Origin of the sequence: Terribacillus saccharophilus (assembly GCF_002272075.1) — a bacterium.
In the GTDB taxonomy this organism is placed as follows: Bacteria; Bacillota; Bacilli; order Bacillales; family Amphibacillaceae; genus Terribacillus; species Terribacillus saccharophilus_A.
On sequence record NZ_NPBJ01000043.1, the window covers coordinates 1 to 18,285 of the forward strand.

Sequence of the window (18,285 nt, forward strand, 5' to 3'; positions counted from 1 at the left end):
GTTTTTGTTTCTCGTGTTTGCCGCTTCGTTTGAAGCAACTCTAATAATTTACCATGGATGTAATGGCATTGCAATAGTTTTTTTAAATAAATGTTAAACTTTCTTACAAACTGTTACATAGCATTATCCCTCATCCATTTGCATTCTATGCAAATGCCTATATAAAGGTGAAAAGGAGAAGGGCAGAATACCCTTCTCCTTTCTATTAAGAGCGATTACGCATCTGAGGGAACAGCAATACGTCCCGGATGGACGGAGCATTCGTTAACAGCATGATCAGGCGGTCGATACCGATACCCAATCCACCTGTAGGCGGCATACCATACTCAAGGGACTCTAAGAAGTCCTCATCCATTTCGTGCGCTTCATCATTACCTTGTTCTTTTTCTTTCATCTGCGCTTCGAAACGCTCACGCTGATCGATCGGATCGTTCAGCTCAGAGAACGCATTTCCATGCTCTCTTCCTACGATGAATACTTCAAAACGATCCGTGAAGCGCTCATCTTCTGGGTTCTTCTTCGCCAACGGAGAAATCTCAACCGGGTGACCGAAGATGAACGTCGGCTGAATAAGCTTGTCCTCTACACGCTGTTCAAAGAATTCATTTACAATATGACCGAACGTCATTGTATCTTTAATATCAATACCATTTTCCTTCGCTAGAGCTTTTGCCTCTTCGTCACTCATATGCTTCCAGAAGTCCACACCTGTATATTCTTTTACTGCATCTACCATGTGCAGACGTTTCCACTTCGGTTCAAGATTGATTTCATAGTCACCATAAGGAATAACGGTTTTACCAAGTACATCTTTTGCAACATGTGCAATGAGGTTTTCTGTTAATTCCATGATTGTATCCATATCACCATATGCTTCATACAGCTCAAGCATTGTGAACTCAGGGTTATGGCGTGTAGAAACACCCTCGTTACGGAATACACGTCCAATTTCGTAGACCTTCTCCAACCCACCAACGATAAGACGTTTCAAATGCAGTTCAATAGCTATACGCATATAAAGCGGTATATCCAATGCATTATGATGCGTAATGAATGGACGAGCTGCAGCTCCACCCGGAATGCTGTGCATTAGTGGTGTTTCTACTTCTAAGTATCCGATATCGTCCAAGTAACGGCGGATACTTTGGATGATTTTACTGCGAGTGATGAATGTCTGCTTCGATTCAGGATTTACGATCAAATCAAGATAGCGTTGACGATAGCGCTGCTCGATGTCAGTCAAACCATGGAATTTATCAGGAAGCGGACGAAGCGCTTTGGAAAGTATATCAAAGGAAGTTGCCTTAACAGAAAGCTCCCCAACGTTTGTTTTGAACATAACACCAGTAACACCGACGATGTCACCTAAGTCGGCACTGCTGAATAACTCATACGCTTCATCACCAACTTGGTCTTTACGTACATAAAGTTGAATCTGGCCGCTCAAGTCCTGCAAGTGAGCAAAACCTGCTTTACCTTTTCCGCGTTTAGTCATTAGACGGCCAGCAATTGTTACTTCCTCTTTCTTCTCTTCCAACTCTTCTTTACTGAAAGTATCAAAAGCTGCCACTAATTCTTCTGTTTGATGTGTACGCTCGAATCTAGCACCGAACGGATTATAGCCTTGGTTCATAAGCTCTTCCATCTTATCGCGGCGCACCTGCATCTGATCGTTTAATTCTTCACTCATCCTGTTCACTCCCATTTCTTCTATATTCATTCTCTATAATGCTAAAAAAACTGCCAGCTTGACTGGCAGTATCGTTCGTCCTCGTATAATGCAAGGTTTTCCGCATTGCTACCTCGTATAAGTATAGAAAAGCAGCCATGCTGTGTCAATAAAGCACGTCCGATTAAGACATTGCCATAGAAGCTTCTGCTTGGTCTGCAAAATCGTAAAGCAGATTAGCCATGTCTTCTTTTGTGGTTGTTTCATTAATCAATTTGCGCACTTTCCCAGTACCGTCTAACCCTTTCAAATACCAGGCAGCATGCTTTCGCATTTCCATAATCGCTACTCTTTCGCCTTTCAGACGAACTAAACGTTCCATGTGCAGCACGCAAACGTCAATCTTCTCACGTGGTTTTGGTTCGTCTAAAATCTCGCCTGTTTCCAGGTATTGAACAGTTCTATATATCATCCACGGATCTCCAAGAGCAGCTCGTCCGATCATAACTGCGTCAACACCAGTCTCCTCCAACCGCTGCTTTGCGATTTGCGGCGTTGTAATATCGCCATTCCCGATGACAGGAATAGAAACGGATTCTTTCACTTGGCGGATGATATCCCAGTTAGCGAGTCCTTCATAGTGCTGCTCACGCGTACGACCATGTAATGCGACTGCTGCCGCTCCTGCTTCTTGCAGCGCTTGTGCATTCTCCACAGCATAAATCGTACTGTCGTCCCAGCCTGTACGCATTTTAACAGTTACCGGCTTACCTACTTCTTTTACAACCGCAGATACCATTTCATAAATTTTCTCCGGTTGAAGCAGCCAGCGGGAACCTGCCATGTTCTTTGTGATCTTTGGCGCAGGACAGCCCATATTGATATCAATGATGTCAGCTGTCGTATTCTGATCGACGAATTTAGCAGCTTCCACCAGCGTCTCCGGATTAGATCCAAAGATTTGTAAGCTCATTGGCTTTTCCTGTTCATCTATATAAAGCATGTTCATCGTTTTCGCGTTCCGAGTCACGATGCCGTTATCACTAATCATTTCTGCACATACGATACCAGCTCCGAATTCCTTTACAGTCAATCGGAAAGCTGAGTTACTGATACCAGCCATCGGCGCCAATACCACTCGGTTCTTTATGGTGATATCACCGATATTGAACAACGTCTCTACCTCCCATTTGGTCTTTTTATATATTTAATGAACCCCAGCTTCTAACGCCTTGCACATCCTGAGCTGCTAATGTATCCAGCCATTCCTGCACTTTTTTACCTTTAAGGAACAACTCAGGAGCTATCTCAGCTAAAGGGACTAATACAAAAGCTCGTTCATGCATGCGCGGATGGGGAAGGGTAAGTTCCTCAACATTCATATTTTCTGTACTATACAGCAAAATGTCAAGGTCCACCGTCCGCGGTCCCCATCGAATAATCCGCTTACGACCTAAATCCTGTTCGATTTTTTGACAGACATGCAGCAGCTCCATTGGCTTCAAGCTTGTTTCCACCTCTGCCACCAAGTTCAGAAATTGATCTTGGTCCTCATACCCTACCGGATCGGTTTCATATACAGTCGATACCTGATTCAACTTTATTTCCGCGTGCTCATTCAGCGTTTGGATAGCCTGCTGTAAGTATATCTCTCTTGGGGCTATATTTGATCCCAGTGCAATCCACGCCTGTTTCATAGACGCTCCCGCCGTATTTCCACCGCTACCGATTCATAATGTCCTGCTATTGGAGGATTGGGTTTGATAACCTTCACTGTGCACGCCTCCAACAGAGAGAATGCCGCAAACAATTGCTTGGCAATCTCATCTGCCACTGCTTCTATTAAATTCTTCGCTCGTCCTTCAACAACATCTTTGATGACCTCAAATGCTTGTCCATAATGAATCGACTGCATCATATCATCCGATTCACCAGCTTTATGGAGGTCAAGCTCCAGTACAGCATCTACGATAAAACGCTGCCCTAGCTTATTCTCTTCCGGAAATAAACCGTGATAGCCGTAGAATTGTAATTGGTTCATATATATTTTATCCATCATTTACTCCTCCCTTACTAACGCGTCCATCATTTTCACAATTCGAGCTGTCTGTTTTACTTCATGTACCCGAACCATATGTATGCCCTTTGTAATACCAAAAGCTGTCGTAGCTGCTGTGCCTTCATCTCGTTGATCAGCAGGCAGATCAAGTACAGTACCGATGAATCGTTTGCGTGATGTACCGAGGAGGACAGGGTAGCCCATTGCCGTGATTTTATCTAACTCACGCATAGCAGCCATATTTTCATCAAAGGACTTAACAAATCCAATACCAGGATCAAGCCATATATCCTGTCGTTTAACACCTGCATCAATAGCTATTTGGATACTTTCCTCCAGATCAGCAATCATATCCGGAAGCAAATCATTATAATGCGCTTCTTCCCGATTGTGCATTAAAATGATTGGAACGCCCAAACGCGCTGCTACATTCGCCATATCAGCGTCATACTTTGCTCCCCATATATCATTAATAATCGATGCACCCGCTTCGATAGCTGCTTCTGCTGTTTTCGCCTTGTAGGTATCAATAGAAATCGGTAAATCTACCACTTCTCTAATGGCCTGTATTGCTGGAACGACGCGCGCGATTTCTTCATCGGCTGATACAGGTTCATACCCTGGCCGAGTCGACTCCCCGCCAATATCCAAAATATCCGCTCCCTCGGATGCAAGCTTTTGCGCTTGTTTAACAGCAGCTTCTACATTTGTATAACTGCCTCCATCTGAAAAGGAATCAGGCGTCACGTTAATAATCCCCATTACAAGCGTTTGCTTAGAAAGATCATATTCTTTATTGCCTATCATGCGCTTCATATAACGTCAACCTCTCGTTCAATCTATCTCTATAGTGTACACGAATCCATGCATAAAAAAACACCCCTGCTATGATAGGCAGGGGCATTCTGTTCAATTAGTCTTCGAATTGGTAAAGTGGAGTAGAAAGGTAGCGCTCACCGTTACTCGGAACAACAGCTAATACTTTTTTACCTGCTCCAAGCTCTTTCGCAACCTTCTTGGCAGCAAAGATGGCAGCTCCTGTAGAAACCCCGCCTAGCAAGCCTTCCTTGGCAGCTGTTTCTCTGGCAGTAGCATACGCTTCATCATTCTCTACTTGAATGATTTCAGAATAAATATCCGTATCCAGGATTGTTGGAACAAAACCCGCACCAATACCTTGAATTTTATGCGGTCCTGGCTTTCCGCCTGATAGAACAGGAGAGCTTGCCGGTTCAACCGCGATGATGCGGATATCTTTATTCAATTCTTTCAGAACTTGACCTACCCCTGTAATTGTACCGCCTGTCCCGATTCCTGCTACAAACGCATCAAGGTCGCCTCCGAATTCAGCTGCAATCTCCTTACCTGTCGTACGTGCATGAATGGCAGGGTTAGCTTCGTTCTTAAACTGCTGGGGCATGAAATAGCCATGTTCCTTTTGCAATTCTTCCGCCTTCTGAATGGCACCTTTCATTCCTTCTGCTCCTGGAGTTAACACTAGTTGAGCTCCATAGGCACGAAGCAGGTTACGTCTTTCCATACTCATCGTATCCGGCATAACAAGAATCGCTTTATAACCTTTGATAGCTGCTACTAGAGCAAGGCCGATTCCTGTATTACCGCTTGTCGGTTCGATGATTGTATCCCCTAGCTTCAAACTGCCGTTTTCTTCTGCATCTTCAATCATTGCAAGTGCAATCCGATCCTTAACAGATCCGCCTGGATTCTGGAATTCCAGCTTTACATAAATCTCAGCACTATCACTGTCCGCAGTACGATTAAGCTTAACGATTGGTGTGTTTCCGATCAATTCAGAAATGGATGATGCAATTGCCATGATTATTCCCCCTAATTCCCACTATTTTAATTGGATTTATTTAACTGTAAGCAAAATAATGCTAAAAGTCAATCCAAATAAGAGGGACTTCACCGAAGCAGTTCTTTTAATTCTTCTTCCGTAAACGTATACGTTTCATTACAGAAGTGGCAGTTTGCTTCCGCTCCATGGTCTTCATCGATCATCGCTTGGATCTCTTCGTTCCCAAGACTCTTAATTGCATTCTGGATACGGTCCTTAGAGCATTGGCAAGTAAAGCTAACCGGCATAGTATCGAGGAATTTAATATTCTCTTCTCCTATTAGCATCTCGAGGATCTGCTCCGGTGTTTTTCCTTCTCTGATCAATGTAGAGATCGGGGCAATAGAGCTGATCCGCTCTTCCAATTGTGTAATGATTGTATCATCAGCTCCCGGCAGCACTTGCAGAATAAATCCGCCAGCAGCAAGGATGGTATGATCTGGATTAACCAATACGCCCGCACCTACTGCAGAAGGTACCTGCTCGGAGTTGGCGAAGTAATAGGTGAAGTCGTCCCCGATCTCTCCAGAAACAATCGGCACTTGACCGGTGAACATTTCTTTCAGACCAAGATCCTTTGCTACACTCAATGTTCCGACAGTTCCTACAGCACGGGAGACATCCAGTTTTCCGATGGAGTTCAGTTCAAAGTCGACATGCGGATTCGTGATATATCCTCTCACTTCACCTTTTGCATTGCTGTCTACAATAATCGGCCCGACTGGTCCGTCACCTTCAACCTTTACCGTCAGCTTATCTTCTCCTTTAAGCATCACGCCCATCATTGTGCTTATTGTCAACGTACGTCCAAGCGCTGCCGATGCTGTTGCCCATGTATCGTGACGGCGACGTGCTTCTTCCACTAATTCTGTCGATTGTATCGCATAAGCACGGATATTTCCGTTGAATCCTGTTGCTTTAATTAAATAATCACCCATGAGAGCAATGTCACTCCTTCTATATATACCAACCGTTATCGGCCTATTTTTTTCCACAAGGTATTGTATATCTTATCATAATCCTTCAGGTAAATCCTTTTATATGTTTACTATACCCAAACAGAGAAAAAGGCCTCCTAGAAGGAGACCTTTTCTTTTATGCTTTTGGACGATCATCTGAATCATCATTTGTTCGCGGGTTATCTTCAGGTATACCTGACTGATCCGGCGATTTGGAAACATCTTCATCGATAGCTGTGTCATCGGATGGAGTTGCTTCCTTTTCTTCCTGCGGCTGAATTGTGACAGTTACATCCTCGTCACTCTCTTTCAGCAGGCTGGTTTTCTTATCAGATTTGCTGCGTTCAGCGGCAATCTCATCCTCTGTAGGAAGGCGTCCTTTATCAAACAATGTTTGAATTTGGAAAGCATCCAATGTTTCGATCTCAAGGAGTGTTTGAGCAATAAGCTCAAGCTTCTCTTTGTTTTCAGTAAGAATCTGCTTCGCACGTGCATAACACTGATTGATGAAGTTCTGTACTTCCTGATCGATTTCATAGGCGATTGCATCACTGTATGTTTGTTCATTTTGAATGTCACGGCCGAGGAATACATTACCGCCACTGCTAGTGAACTGCAACGGTCCGATCTTATCACTCATACCGTATTCGGTAACCATTTTACGGGCAATACCTGTTGCTCGCTGGAAGTCATTATGAGCTCCGGTACTTACTTCACCGAAGATAACCTCTTCTGCTACTCGTCCGCCGAGCAATCCGGTGATCTTATCAAGCAATTCTGGCTTGGTCATGAAATAACGGTCTTCTCTTGGAAGCATGACAGCATAACCGCCAGCTTGGCCTCGAGGAACGATGGTAACTTTATGCACCATATCTGCATCATCAAGCACCATACCGATAACAGTATGTCCGCTCTCATGGTAAGCAACGATATTACGTTCTTTCTTAGAGATAACTCGGCTTTTCTTCGCTGGACCTGCAATAACACGGTCGATCGCTTCATCAACGTCGTCCATGATAATTTCCTTACGGTCACTTCGAGCTGCTACGAGTGCAGCTTCGTTCAATAGGTTCTCCAAATCCGCACCGGAGAATCCTGGAGTACGCATCGCGATTGTACGCAGATTCACGGACTCATCAAGCGGTTTGTTACGGGCATGTACCTTCAAGACTGCTTCACGTCCGACTAGGTCAGGACGGTCAACTGTAATCTGACGGTCGAAACGGCCTGGACGAAGAAGGGCTGGGTCAAGAATGTCTGCACGGTTTGTTGCAGCGATGATGATGATACCTTCATTAGCACCGAAACCATCCATTTCAACAAGCAATTGGTTCAATGTTTGCTCACGCTCATCGTGACCCCCGCCTAAACCGGCTCCACGCTGGCGTCCAACTGCATCAATCTCATCAATAAAGATGATACATGGTGCATTTTTCTTCGCGTTCTCAAACAAATCACGTACACGGGATGCTCCGACCCCTACAAACATCTCTACGAAGTCCGAACCACTTATAGAGAAGAACGGCACGCCAGCTTCTCCTGCTACCGCACGAGCAAGCAATGTTTTACCTGTACCTGGAGGTCCCACAAGAAGGACACCTTTCGGGATACGTGCTCCTACAGCGGAGAATTTGCGCGGATCTTTCAAGAAGTCGACAACTTCGACAAGCTCCTGCTTCTCTTCATCAGCTCCGGCTACATCACGGAACTTCACTTTTTTCTTCTCTTCATTGTACATCTTCGCTTTGCTCTTACCGAAGTTCATCACCCGGCTTCCTCCACCTTGTGACTGACTCATGAAGAACAAGAAGATTAGCACAAGCAGCAAGATAGGGAGAAGGGTTGTCAAAAGAGTCTGCCAGAAGCTTGGCTGCGGCTCTTCTTCTGCATTCATCTTAACGCCTTGTTCATTTGCAGTGTTGATGATTTCACTCATCAGCTGTTCATTCTGAGGTACCTCAGTCTGGAACTGCGTGTTATCCTCCGTCTCGCCTCGTACCGTATAAATATTATTAGTAGGCTGGACGGTCATGCTTTGTATATCACCACTCTCAAGCGTGGTTCTAAACTTGTTAATGTCGTACTGTTCGATTTCGTTCGTCTGATTCTTGAATAAGTTGATCACACCGATAATGACTACAAATATAATTATAACCATTAAGGTATTGCGGAACACTTTGCTCATTGCCTACCTCCTCCCAAACGAGAAAACTATAGTAAATACTACCATATGCAAAACCTGCTATACAACTAAATACCCTTTACCTTATGTAAAAGGAAGATGATCCATACCGGTACCGTTTATTCAGTACGGGCGCCGCCATATACTTCCGGTTTTAAAACCCCGATATACGGCAAATTACGATACTTCTCCTGATAATCCAAACCATAGCCGACAACGAATTCATTTGGCACATGGAAACCGACCAAGTCCGCCTGGATCTTCGCCGTACGTCCTGAAGGCTTATCAAGAAGCGTGACGATTTTAATCGATTTCGCTTTCCGGTATTTGAACAAATCCACCAGATAGCTCAAAGTAAGACCACTGTCGATGATATCCTCAATGATCAAAAGATCTCTGCCTTCTACTTTTGTATCCAAGTCCTTGACGATTTTTACTTCACCAGAAGATGTCATGCCGCCGCCGTAGCTGGACACATCCATGAAATCCATCTCCAAATGTGTATCCATATGGCGGAGTACATCGGACATGAATGGAAGTGCGCCTTTCAATACACCGATAGCAAGCGGGAATGAATCTTTGTATTCCTCTGTAAGCTGCTTGCCGATCTCAGCGCATTTCGCTTCAATCTCTTCCTTCGTTATCAGTACTTTCTCAATCTCATCATGCATTGCTCGGTCCTCCTGTTTGTTCCCCTTTTTTCGCTTGGTAGCACAGACGCAAATAGCTGCCTGATTCTCCTGTTGTTCTGCCTGTTTCCCCTTTTCTTAAACCGATAAGCCATAAAATGGTGCCAGTCGCATCCTCCACAATCGGCCAGTCCCGCCTATTAACAGCCGGAATTTTTTCATCAATGAAAATATCTTTTACTTTTTTGGTCCCTCTCATTCCGCGCAGCTTCATTTTGTCGCCATTTTTCCTTGTGCGGACCTGCAAAGGCAAGGTAACATCCGCAATGGGCAATACGAAGTCGTGGAAACCGTTTTCGGTTGAGTGTGGGGTAAAAGAGGCCGTTAATAGAGATCCATCAGGTAACGTGACGCTTCCGGGAGCGTGAAATGTATAGTGGAATAAGTCCTTCTCCTCGTTACGGAAAGAAACCGTCATTCGGCTATAAGACTTTGTCAGTTGTAATCCTGCCGGAAAATCTAAAGAGCTGTTTGCTTTAGAGCTAGCTATCAGTTCAAAGAACTGCGCTTCGTGTCGATGGTGCAAGTCCACCGGAAGCGCTTGATACAGATACATCAATATTAGATGATACACTCTTCTTTGTAAAGCAATCGGGTATGTAAGAAATCGTTCTATTTCAAAGGCTGCCGCCTGTTTCCCGGCATCATATTCCACCACGTCAGTAAACATCTCCGCTGCCTGTCCTTCCAGATAAGCTTCATCTGCTTTAAGCGCTTCGCTAAAGCGCTGCGCATGCTGATGGAATGTCGGAAATTCTGTTTTTATTGGGTCGAGGACACGATGCCGGAAAAAATTACGAGTGTAATCTACTGTAGCGTTAGAAGGATCGATACGATACGGTATGTCATGCTGTTCACAATATTGTTGAATTTGCACTTTGCTGCACGATAACATCGGTCGGATGAGTTCTCCGCTAGCGAACGGTCGCGTAATATCCATGCCGCTGACTGCAGCAGGATTAGATCCGCGTGCCAGCCGCATCAAAATGGTTTCTGCTTGATCGTCCCCATGATGGGCAAGGAACATAACATCTGCCTTATAACGATTCATGCATTCCTCAAAATAGCGGTAGCGCATTTCCCTCGCTGCAACCTGGGTACTTTGCTGATGCTCTTTCTTCCACCCCGGAACATCTAAAGTTACAGTTTCAGATACAAGTCCCCATTTTTCACAGGTTTCCTTCACAAACACCGTATCTAACCTAGATTCCTCACCTCGCAAACCATGGTCGACACTTAAGGCGATGATATGCCAATTTCGACGCTGCTTCTGTTCCTTTAAAAAATGGAGCAGCGCCATCGAATCCGGTCCGCCAGATACACCTACCAGGATAGTTGTACCTTCCTTCCATAAACCATGTCTGTCCATAAATGCTGTCACAGTCTGTTCCATTTACCGTCATCCTTATGTAGTTGCTGCTTTTATCGTACCACTTATGCAGCAAGACAAAAAGTTTATTGCAGCAGATAAAGCACATAGCAGGCGATACCATAGAAACTTAACACTACGCACTCCCCCAACCCCGCCTTCCGTCGATTGCTCTTCGCTACTCGGGAAGGTGTTGCTGCAGAAGCAGGAGCCTTGTTCTTCATGAGATGCTTCACCAGATCCTGTTTCATTGCAGTGGCAGTAGTGTACTTGCCTGACAATGCCTTCTCCAAAATGGGCCGTAGTTTATCAGCACGGGAGAGCGCCTTTCGTATAGTGGATTTCGGCGTATCTCCTTTTGGAAATCTTCCGCCATTCATTATTTCCAATGCTGTCATAGCAAGAGCGAATAAATCATATGTGGGTTCTGCTTTCCTGCTTCCCATACCCCAGTGGCCACGGTCATAAAACTCGGTATATTCCTTAATTGCACGCCCTAATTGGGTTGTTCCTCCTACATCTACCCATCGGAGCCGGACAGGATTTTCACTGACTACTAGATTATCTAGCTTCAAATCACCAAAGACCCATCCTGCCTGGTGGAGATAATCCAGATCCTCCAGCAAGCTCAGCAGCAATACCGGAAGCCACTCCACTCCTTTTGCTTTTATGTATGTATCAAGTCTGCTTCCCTGGATATACTCCATCACATAAAAGGTATACAGCTGGCCGCTTGGACTGACATAGTCATCAGTATCAAACAAACAAGGTCCTAGGAAATGTCCCTGGACCTTTTTCAGCGATTGCAGTACGTTCATTTCCATCGTCATCGAGGTACGCTTTTCACTGATTTTCAAGGCGGCATCGACGCCGTTTCTTTTTGTCAGATAAACAGTGCCGATTGCTCCGCTGCCAAGTTTTCGTATCAGCGGATAGTTTCCATTATGCCATTTGCCTGTTAAACGGATACCTGCATGTAAATCAGCTGCCGAATTCTTCATATTCGCTAATCCCGTCTGTACGCTTAGGCAGTGATTGGCGGCTGAATTCATGAATTGCTTCCCGCAGCGCAGGCCCTGTCGGCGTGACTCCGCCTGTAGCAAGCTTCGGGAATACAGAAGACACGTTTTCCAGGCGCTCTGTCCACTCCATTACTTTGACAGCAGGGTCCCTTTTTCCCGGGAAACCAAGTATGGCAAACTTGTTGTTGCCAAGACGTGCATTCATACTAATCGAGAGATCGATTAAGGCTTCCTTCACAACAGGAAGCTTATGGTGCATGCTTGCACTTGTATCTACAAGTATAAGCACTTCCAGATTAGCCGTTTCACTTATCTCTTCAACGACCTCTAGTACATCCCCTCTTTTTTCCGGCGGCAAATCGTCCAATGTATTACCCGGGCCCAAGATCTGCTTTAGTTCCCGATTAACGACCCCCTCGATCGTCTGGGTCATTGCCTGTTTCGTTACCATTTGGACTGTCTCTGTCAAAGCTTGCTTATAGATTAACTGACTGACACCGCCTCCTGCTTTTGCAATATTCTCCACTTCATCAAGGCTAAGTGAATGTTCCGTATGCCCTTCCTCCAGAATACCGATTACATTTACCGTAATATGTTGGGCATTAGCCAAGGCAGCGACCGCTGCTGGGTCTTCGCCGCGGTTGGAGCATCCATCTGTGATCAGCAGGATCTGTTTCAGCGTACTCGGTTTCATCGTTATCCCTCTTCTCCATTCGTTATCTCCATCATCGACGGGAAAGAGAGATATTATACGTTCGCTATGCCTCCTTTACTTTGTTTTTATAAGTAGGAATGGACGCCCAATCCGGCATGTTGCGATCAATTGCTGCCACCATGACTGTCATATCATCCTCTATCTCTCCTGCCTGGCGAACAACCTCTTCCAGGAGCAGATCAGCCATTTCCTGCGGCACGGTAGTCTTCATTTCCTTGATCTTTCGCTTCAGCCATATATCCATGTTCTCAACGTGCCGCGGGGCTTCGAAAATTCCGTCACTCATCATGACGAGCAAGTCCCCTGGCTGGAGCTGCTCCTGGACAACATCCACATCCAGATCCTGTACGATGCCAATTGGTAAGTTACCAGACTCTATTTTAAGGACCTGATCACCGCGCTTGATGAAGCTTGGTGTCGATCCGATTTTAAGGAATTGGACTGCTGCGTCATGCAAATCGATGACTGCCAGATCCAATGTTGCGAATATCTCTTCGTTGGAGCGAAGCGAGAGGATCGAATTGATTGATTTGATTGCCACTTCTTCTCTGATTCCTGACTGCAGAATCTGCTGAAGCAGCCGTAATGTCTCGGTGCTTTCCTCATGTGCTCTGTCTCCATTTCCCATACCATCACTAATTGCAATCGCGTACTTGCCCGCCCCTAGTTCGATCGTGGAAAAACTGTCTCCCGACACGAACCCCCCACCTTTTGCCGCATGTGCAACACCTGTATCCACAACGAATTTCTTAATAGAAGAGAACGCTAGGAAACAGGACTTATCCGGAAACGGCGCTATTTCTTCCTTCGTCACGACGACAGTCTCCCCCAGAATGTCGGATAAAATAGGGCCAATCAGCTTCTGCCCCTCGCCATGGTATCCTTGTATGGATACATGCATCTCAATATCGATGCTCCCTTTCGTCAGGGAGAATACATCCAGCTTGTCCACGACTAAGCCAGCCGCCCGCAAAGCAGCCATCATCTCTACCTCTTGATGTTCATGGTTTTCCTTTTCCTTGACGATTTCTTTTGCAAAGTCACCCATTACCTCAGATACACCGTTAAGCTGATCGGCGACAAAGCGGCGGCTTTCCTGCACTTGCCGGCGCAGCATCTGATTAGCTTGATGGAAACTCAGCTCATGCTTCATCGTTTCAATCACTTTCTTTGATTTGACACAGTGAGATTCCAGATTCCGCTCTAGCAGCTTATTCGGCGGTCCCCCGTCCTCCATATCCTCCTTAAGACTCTCCATTAATTGATAGGTGCGATCAAACTGCTGCGCCCCCCAGCAGCGATCTTTTTTAAAGCACAGCTGACAGGTCTGTTCCGTAACATTGCCAAGCAGAAAATCAGTCTCTCGATTCCGAACATCTTCTGCTGCCCGATCAGGTGTGGCGAAGCTTTTCGCTAATGCATCGAACACATTAGAGAACTGCTGCACCCGACTAGCCGTAACATCCCGTACTTTTTGCAGATATTGCTCCTGTTCTTGGGCTTGCTCAGTAGTACCGGGAACGAAGCGGGACATACGCCGGATCCAGCTGTCCGGCGTCAAAACGAGCAACAGAATACTAATAGCTGATGCAAGCAAGGATGGATATACCTCCTGCATGCCCTGTTCCTGCCCATACACACCGATAAGTAAAGTACCGATAACGAGACCTATGCTCACCCCGAATTTCTTCCCATCCTTTAATAAACCGCCAAGCAAACCAGCAAAGGCTAATAGACTCATCTCATAGAGGCTGGCGACATTGGCAAGACTGAGGATCAAGCCGGCAACCACACCAACAGTCGACCCCATTGCCGCACCGCCGATCAAAGCCAGCAGCAAAACAAAGTAGCGGGAGAATATCTGTTCAACACCGGCCCCTTGTATTTGCCAGCCGATCGTGCCGGTCAGTACCGAGGCTAGCAAAATGATCAAGCAGACTATCTCTTCATTCTTTAATGCCGGATAATATCTTTTAATGGATAATAACGGAATGCTTTGCATAAAGATGATAAAGAGTACAGAACCAAGAATTCCTTCGACACCGATCATCATCCAGTCAAAGCTGGACAAGGTACTTTCATAAGAGAGTGCCAGCATCCTCGGGAGGGAACTTGCCAGAAAGACGAGTACAGCCATGACCCGAATTTGATGCGGTATCTTTTTACAAAGCAGAGCTAAGAAATAAAGGACAAATGCAGCACCTGCTATATAAAGGCCATGTGACCAATGATAGGTACTCGCTCCAGCGACTGTTGCCAATGTGATCTGCATCATCCTTTTCCTTCTTGTCAGCCAGATGGATGCCAGAAATGCTACAGCGAATGGGGAAACAGTGGTCAGTACTACAGCTCGTCCAAGTAAGAAGCCTACTAAAGCCAAAAGCCATGCTTTCTCTATTAATAGAAGTTTCGCCAGATCGAACCCCTTCTTCTTCCAATTTTCCAACCGCTTCTGCTCCACTCCATAGATGCCCCATTTCTTTCTTGATACTGTCTCCATTTCATTGAACACTCCTATCCTCATATTTACCGAGGCTCTGTGTACATACTATGGTAATCCCCGGGCAAACTCTTATTTGAATATAGTCATTTAACCACATCCCGTATTCACAATTTGTCAAAAGAACCGAGTGAGACCCAAAAACATTTCGACTTAATCCCATACCTTCTCACCGGCTTCAACACAGCTTGGACAGCATAAGCTTTTTTGCGGCAATTTTCCCTGTCGTAAAAGGCTCGGGTAACGTAACTCTTGTCAGAAAACTTTTATTTTTTATGGGAAGCGTTTTCCATAAAACTTCGATATTGCTTTTTTTTCAAAGAGGAGTAGAATAGTTCCTACTGAAACAGTTCGCATGCGAACTATTTTTTTGTTGAGGGGATGACAACTTTGACTGATGAGGAAAAAATCAGCCAAGTGATCCAATCGTTTCGATGTCTGAATCAAGCCTTCCACAAGCAATTTTGGCATAATGCTGATCAATTGGGTGTGACTGTCGTTCAGCTGCACATCCTAAAAGTATTAGCGGACGAGCCTGGAACTGGCTTGAATGATCTTGCCCATAAGGTGAATGCGAGCAAGAGTACAGTAAGCGAAACGGTGGAAAGGCTTGTACAAGCTGAATTGGTGAAACGGGAGCGCTCGACACACGACCGCCGCGCAATCGTTCTGTCACTAACTCCAAAGGGACTGGAGCAGAAAAAGACAGCCTACCGAACCTATTTGCAAAGATTGGGGAACATTTCAGACTTCAGCACGGAAGAAGTTGAGACATTATTGTCTCTTCACAGCCGTTTGCTACAAAAGATAACAACTCAAGGAGATGAAACAACATGAAAGATCGTTCCGCCTATGTTAGTCCGGAAACGTTAACCAGAGGTCCGATCGTCGCCATCTTGGTTCTAGGTGCATTCGTAGCTATCCTAAACCAGACACTAATGAACATTGCATTACCTGTCATGATGGTAGATTTGGACATAGAAGAAAATTCAGCTCAGTGGCTGACAACAGCATTTATGCTCGTAAACGGTATTTTAATTCCGATTACCGCCTTCTTTATGGAAAGATTCACAACTCGTAAACTATTTATCACTGCAATGAGCCTGTTCGCAATCGGAACACTTATTTGTGGAGTAGGACCTGACTTTACAACAATCTTAATCGGCCGTATTGTACAAGCAGCCGGCGCTGGTATCATGATGCCTTTACTATTTAATACTGTATTGAGCTTGTACCCAATTGAAAAACGAGGCAGCGCAATGGGTGTCATCGGTCTAGCGATGATGTTCGCACCTGCAATCGGACCTACACTTTCTGGTTTTGTAGTCGAGCACGTATCCTGGAGATGGTTATTCTTCATTATCTTGCCAATTGCTATCATCGATATCATTCTTGCAGTATTCATCCTGCGAAATGTAACGAAAACACAGAAATCATCAGTTGATGTCTTATCCGTCATCCTGTCTACTATCGGATTCGGCGGCTTGCTGTATGGCTTTAGTGTTGCCGGAGACAAGGGCTGGGATTCCGCACCGGTTATCACTACACTTGTAGTGGGCGGTATATCCTTACTTATCTTCATCATCCGACAATTGACAATCAAAAAACCAATGCTCGAGTTCCGTGTATTCAAATACTGGATGTTCTCTCTATCGACTACAATCAACGTCGTTATTACAATGGCTATGTTTGCAGCGATGCTATTGATTCCGATTTTCACACAGAATATGCTTGGTTATTCACCGCTTAAATCAGGTCTATTGCTATTGCCTGGTGCCCTAGTTTCTGCGATCATGTCACCGATTACTGGTAAATTGTTCGATAAAATTGGTGCTCGTCCGCTTGCATTGATTGGACTATTAATTACAACAATTACAACTTACTTCCTAAGTACGTTGACTATTGATACAACTTACACGTATATGATGACTGTCTATACCTTCCGTATGATCGGTGTATCCATGGTTATGATGCCAATCATGACAGCTGGTTTGAATCAGCTTCCTAAACGTTATTACGCTCACGGTACAGCTATGGCGAACACACTTCGTCAGATGGCCGGTGCAATCGGTACTGCATTGCTAGTTACGGTGTTCTCTACTCAATCAAAAGAACACGTTACAGACATGATTACGTCTGGTACACCACAGCAGCAAGCAACATTACTTGGTTCCATCGAAGGTATCAACGACGCCTTCTGGATTGCAACACTTATCGCAGCAGTTGGTTTCATCCTTTCCTTCTTCCTGAAAAAGGTTCGCCCTGCAGATGAGATTGAACAGGAACAATCAACAGCTACTACAACACCTGTCGGAAAACCTTCCGAAACGCATTAATAGAAAAACCTGCATCCGAATGGATGCAGGTTTTTTTTATATATTAGCAAGATGTTCGGAAAGGTTATAATCATGTACCTTCCACTTTTCTTCGATAAACTGAATATTACTCAAGCAAGCGTTAACTAGATGTGTGTTCTCTGTATCAATTTCTCCATTAGAAATAGTAGATAGGATTGCTGATATGACGGCCCCGTGACAAACGAGCAGCACCTTCTTATCACCATACTTCGCATTCACTTCCTGCAAAGCCAGCATAACCCGTTTCACTAAGTCATCCCATGATTCCATACCAGGGAAGTCCCAGCTAGGATACTTTGCCTCCCGCTCTGCCCGCGTCAGTCCCTCTGCCTCACCAAAACCTCTTTCGACGAAACCTTCCATCTCTACAAGCGGCAGCTGTAATGCTTCATTAAGAATATCTGCTGTCTTTCTGGCCCGTTTCATCGGACTTGCTACAATCAGGTCAAAATCACTTCCAGCAAGAAAATCACGGGTAGCCTGCGCTTGCCTGATTCCTCTTTCATTCAGCGGTATATCTGTACTTCCTTGTACTTTTCCTAGCTTATTCCAATCCGTTTCTCCATGCCTGACAAGACAAATCATCCTGATCCCCTCCCCTAATCTATAGTCCTACTATACCGTATTATTCCTGCCAGACGGTACCAATAAATTTATTGTTGACATATAGTCCAGGCTGTTGTATTATATTCCTTGTGCTTCTAAACAATTCATTTATATGGCGGTGTAGCTCAGCTGGCTAGAGCGTACGGTTCATACCCGTGAGGTCGGGGGTTCGATCCCCTCCGCCGCTATCCTTAAACAAGGAATGCAAATTGCATTCCTTGTTTTTTTGTGTATAAAAAAACGGATGCTTTTCAGCATCCGATCAATCATTTTATATCTTAAGATTTGCATTTTATCAAA

At 45.0% G+C, this 18,285-nt stretch carries 16 protein-coding genes and 1 tRNA gene; 3 read left to right on the forward strand and 14 right to left on the reverse strand.

Annotated elements, in window-relative coordinates; genetic code table 11:
* Positions 1-205: 205 nt before the first annotated feature.
* The 13 genes from lysS to spoIIE all read right to left on the reverse strand — a co-directional run bounded on the left by lysS (position 206) and on the right by spoIIE (position 15,022).
* Entirely contained in the window at positions 206-1,690 is a 1,485-nt protein-coding gene (lysS, locus tag CHH48_RS18535) for a lysine--tRNA ligase (RefSeq protein ID WP_095220787.1), read from the reverse strand.
* A 163-nt stretch (positions 1,691-1,853) separates the two neighbouring features.
* Positions 1,854-2,843 (reverse strand): tRNA dihydrouridine synthase DusB, encoded by a 990-nt coding sequence (dusB, locus tag CHH48_RS18540; protein ID WP_095220786.1) that lies wholly within the window; start codon positions 2,841-2,843, stop codon positions 1,854-1,856.
* A gap of 25 nt (positions 2,844-2,868) precedes the next feature.
* Positions 2,869-3,366 (reverse strand): 2-amino-4-hydroxy-6-hydroxymethyldihydropteridine diphosphokinase, encoded by a 498-nt coding sequence (gene folK, locus CHH48_RS18545; RefSeq protein WP_095220785.1) that lies wholly within the window; start codon positions 3,364-3,366, stop codon positions 2,869-2,871.
* Entirely contained in the window at positions 3,363-3,725 is a 363-nt protein-coding gene (gene folB, locus CHH48_RS18550) for a dihydroneopterin aldolase (RefSeq protein WP_095220788.1), read from the reverse strand. Before folB ends, folK begins: the two co-directional genes overlap by 4 nt.
* A 3-nt stretch (positions 3,726-3,728) precedes the next feature.
* Complete coding sequence (gene folP, locus CHH48_RS18555; protein ID WP_095220784.1) at positions 3,729-4,544, reverse strand: dihydropteroate synthase; 816 nt, start codon at positions 4,542-4,544, stop codon at positions 3,729-3,731.
* 97 nt (positions 4,545-4,641) lie between these two features.
* Positions 4,642-5,565, reverse strand: a complete 924-nt coding sequence (cysK, locus tag CHH48_RS18560; RefSeq protein WP_095220783.1) for a cysteine synthase A — start codon at positions 5,563-5,565, stop codon at positions 4,642-4,644.
* 89 nt (positions 5,566-5,654) lie between these two features.
* On the reverse strand, positions 5,655-6,524 hold the full coding sequence (gene hslO / locus CHH48_RS18565) for an Hsp33 family molecular chaperone HslO (protein WP_095220782.1): 870 nt from the start codon (positions 6,522-6,524) through the stop codon (positions 5,655-5,657).
* Positions 6,525-6,681: 157 nt separating this feature from the next.
* Positions 6,682-8,730 (reverse strand): ATP-dependent zinc metalloprotease FtsH, encoded by a 2,049-nt coding sequence (ftsH, locus tag CHH48_RS18570; RefSeq protein ID WP_095220781.1) that lies wholly within the window; start codon positions 8,728-8,730, stop codon positions 6,682-6,684.
* A 116-nt stretch (positions 8,731-8,846) separates the two neighbouring features.
* The gene (hpt, locus tag CHH48_RS18575; protein ID WP_095220780.1) at positions 8,847-9,398 is read right to left on the reverse strand and encodes a hypoxanthine phosphoribosyltransferase; all 552 of its coding nucleotides are present in this window, start codon (positions 9,396-9,398) and stop codon (positions 8,847-8,849) included.
* On the reverse strand, positions 9,391-10,809 hold the full coding sequence (gene tilS, locus CHH48_RS18580) for a tRNA lysidine(34) synthetase TilS (protein ID WP_095220779.1): 1,419 nt from the start codon (positions 10,807-10,809) through the stop codon (positions 9,391-9,393). The genes hpt and tilS overlap by 8 nt, the downstream gene beginning before the upstream one ends.
* A 62-nt stretch (positions 10,810-10,871) precedes the next feature.
* Entirely contained in the window at positions 10,872-11,786 is a 915-nt protein-coding gene (locus CHH48_RS18585; protein WP_095220778.1) for a protein kinase domain-containing protein, read from the reverse strand.
* Complete coding sequence (locus CHH48_RS18590) at positions 11,767-12,501, reverse strand: vWA domain-containing protein (RefSeq protein ID WP_095220777.1); 735 nt, start codon at positions 12,499-12,501, stop codon at positions 11,767-11,769. Before CHH48_RS18590 ends, CHH48_RS18585 begins: the two co-directional genes overlap by 20 nt.
* 64 nt (positions 12,502-12,565) lie before the next feature.
* On the reverse strand, positions 12,566-15,022 hold the full coding sequence (gene spoIIE / locus CHH48_RS18595) for a stage II sporulation protein E (protein ID WP_095231855.1): 2,457 nt from the start codon (positions 15,020-15,022) through the stop codon (positions 12,566-12,568).
* Positions 15,023-15,412: 390 nt separating this feature from the next.
* Between spoIIE and CHH48_RS18600 the strand changes: the two genes are divergently transcribed.
* On the forward strand, positions 15,413-15,859 hold the full coding sequence (locus CHH48_RS18600) for a MarR family winged helix-turn-helix transcriptional regulator (RefSeq protein WP_051748206.1): 447 nt from the start codon (positions 15,413-15,415) through the stop codon (positions 15,857-15,859).
* On the forward strand, positions 15,856-17,358 hold the full coding sequence (locus CHH48_RS18605; protein ID WP_095220773.1) for a DHA2 family efflux MFS transporter permease subunit: 1,503 nt from the start codon (positions 15,856-15,858) through the stop codon (positions 17,356-17,358). Before CHH48_RS18600 ends, CHH48_RS18605 begins: the two co-directional genes overlap by 4 nt.
* Positions 17,359-17,394: 36 nt before the next feature.
* Here the strand turns inward: CHH48_RS18605 and CHH48_RS18610 are convergent, their stop codons facing one another.
* Complete coding sequence (locus tag CHH48_RS18610) at positions 17,395-17,970, reverse strand: histidine phosphatase family protein (protein ID WP_095220772.1); 576 nt, start codon at positions 17,968-17,970, stop codon at positions 17,395-17,397.
* Between the two features lie 129 nt (positions 17,971-18,099).
* Between CHH48_RS18610 and CHH48_RS18615 the strand changes: the two genes are divergently transcribed.
* Positions 18,100-18,173, forward strand: a tRNA-Met gene (locus tag CHH48_RS18615).
* The last annotated feature ends 112 nt before the right edge of the window (positions 18,174-18,285 follow it).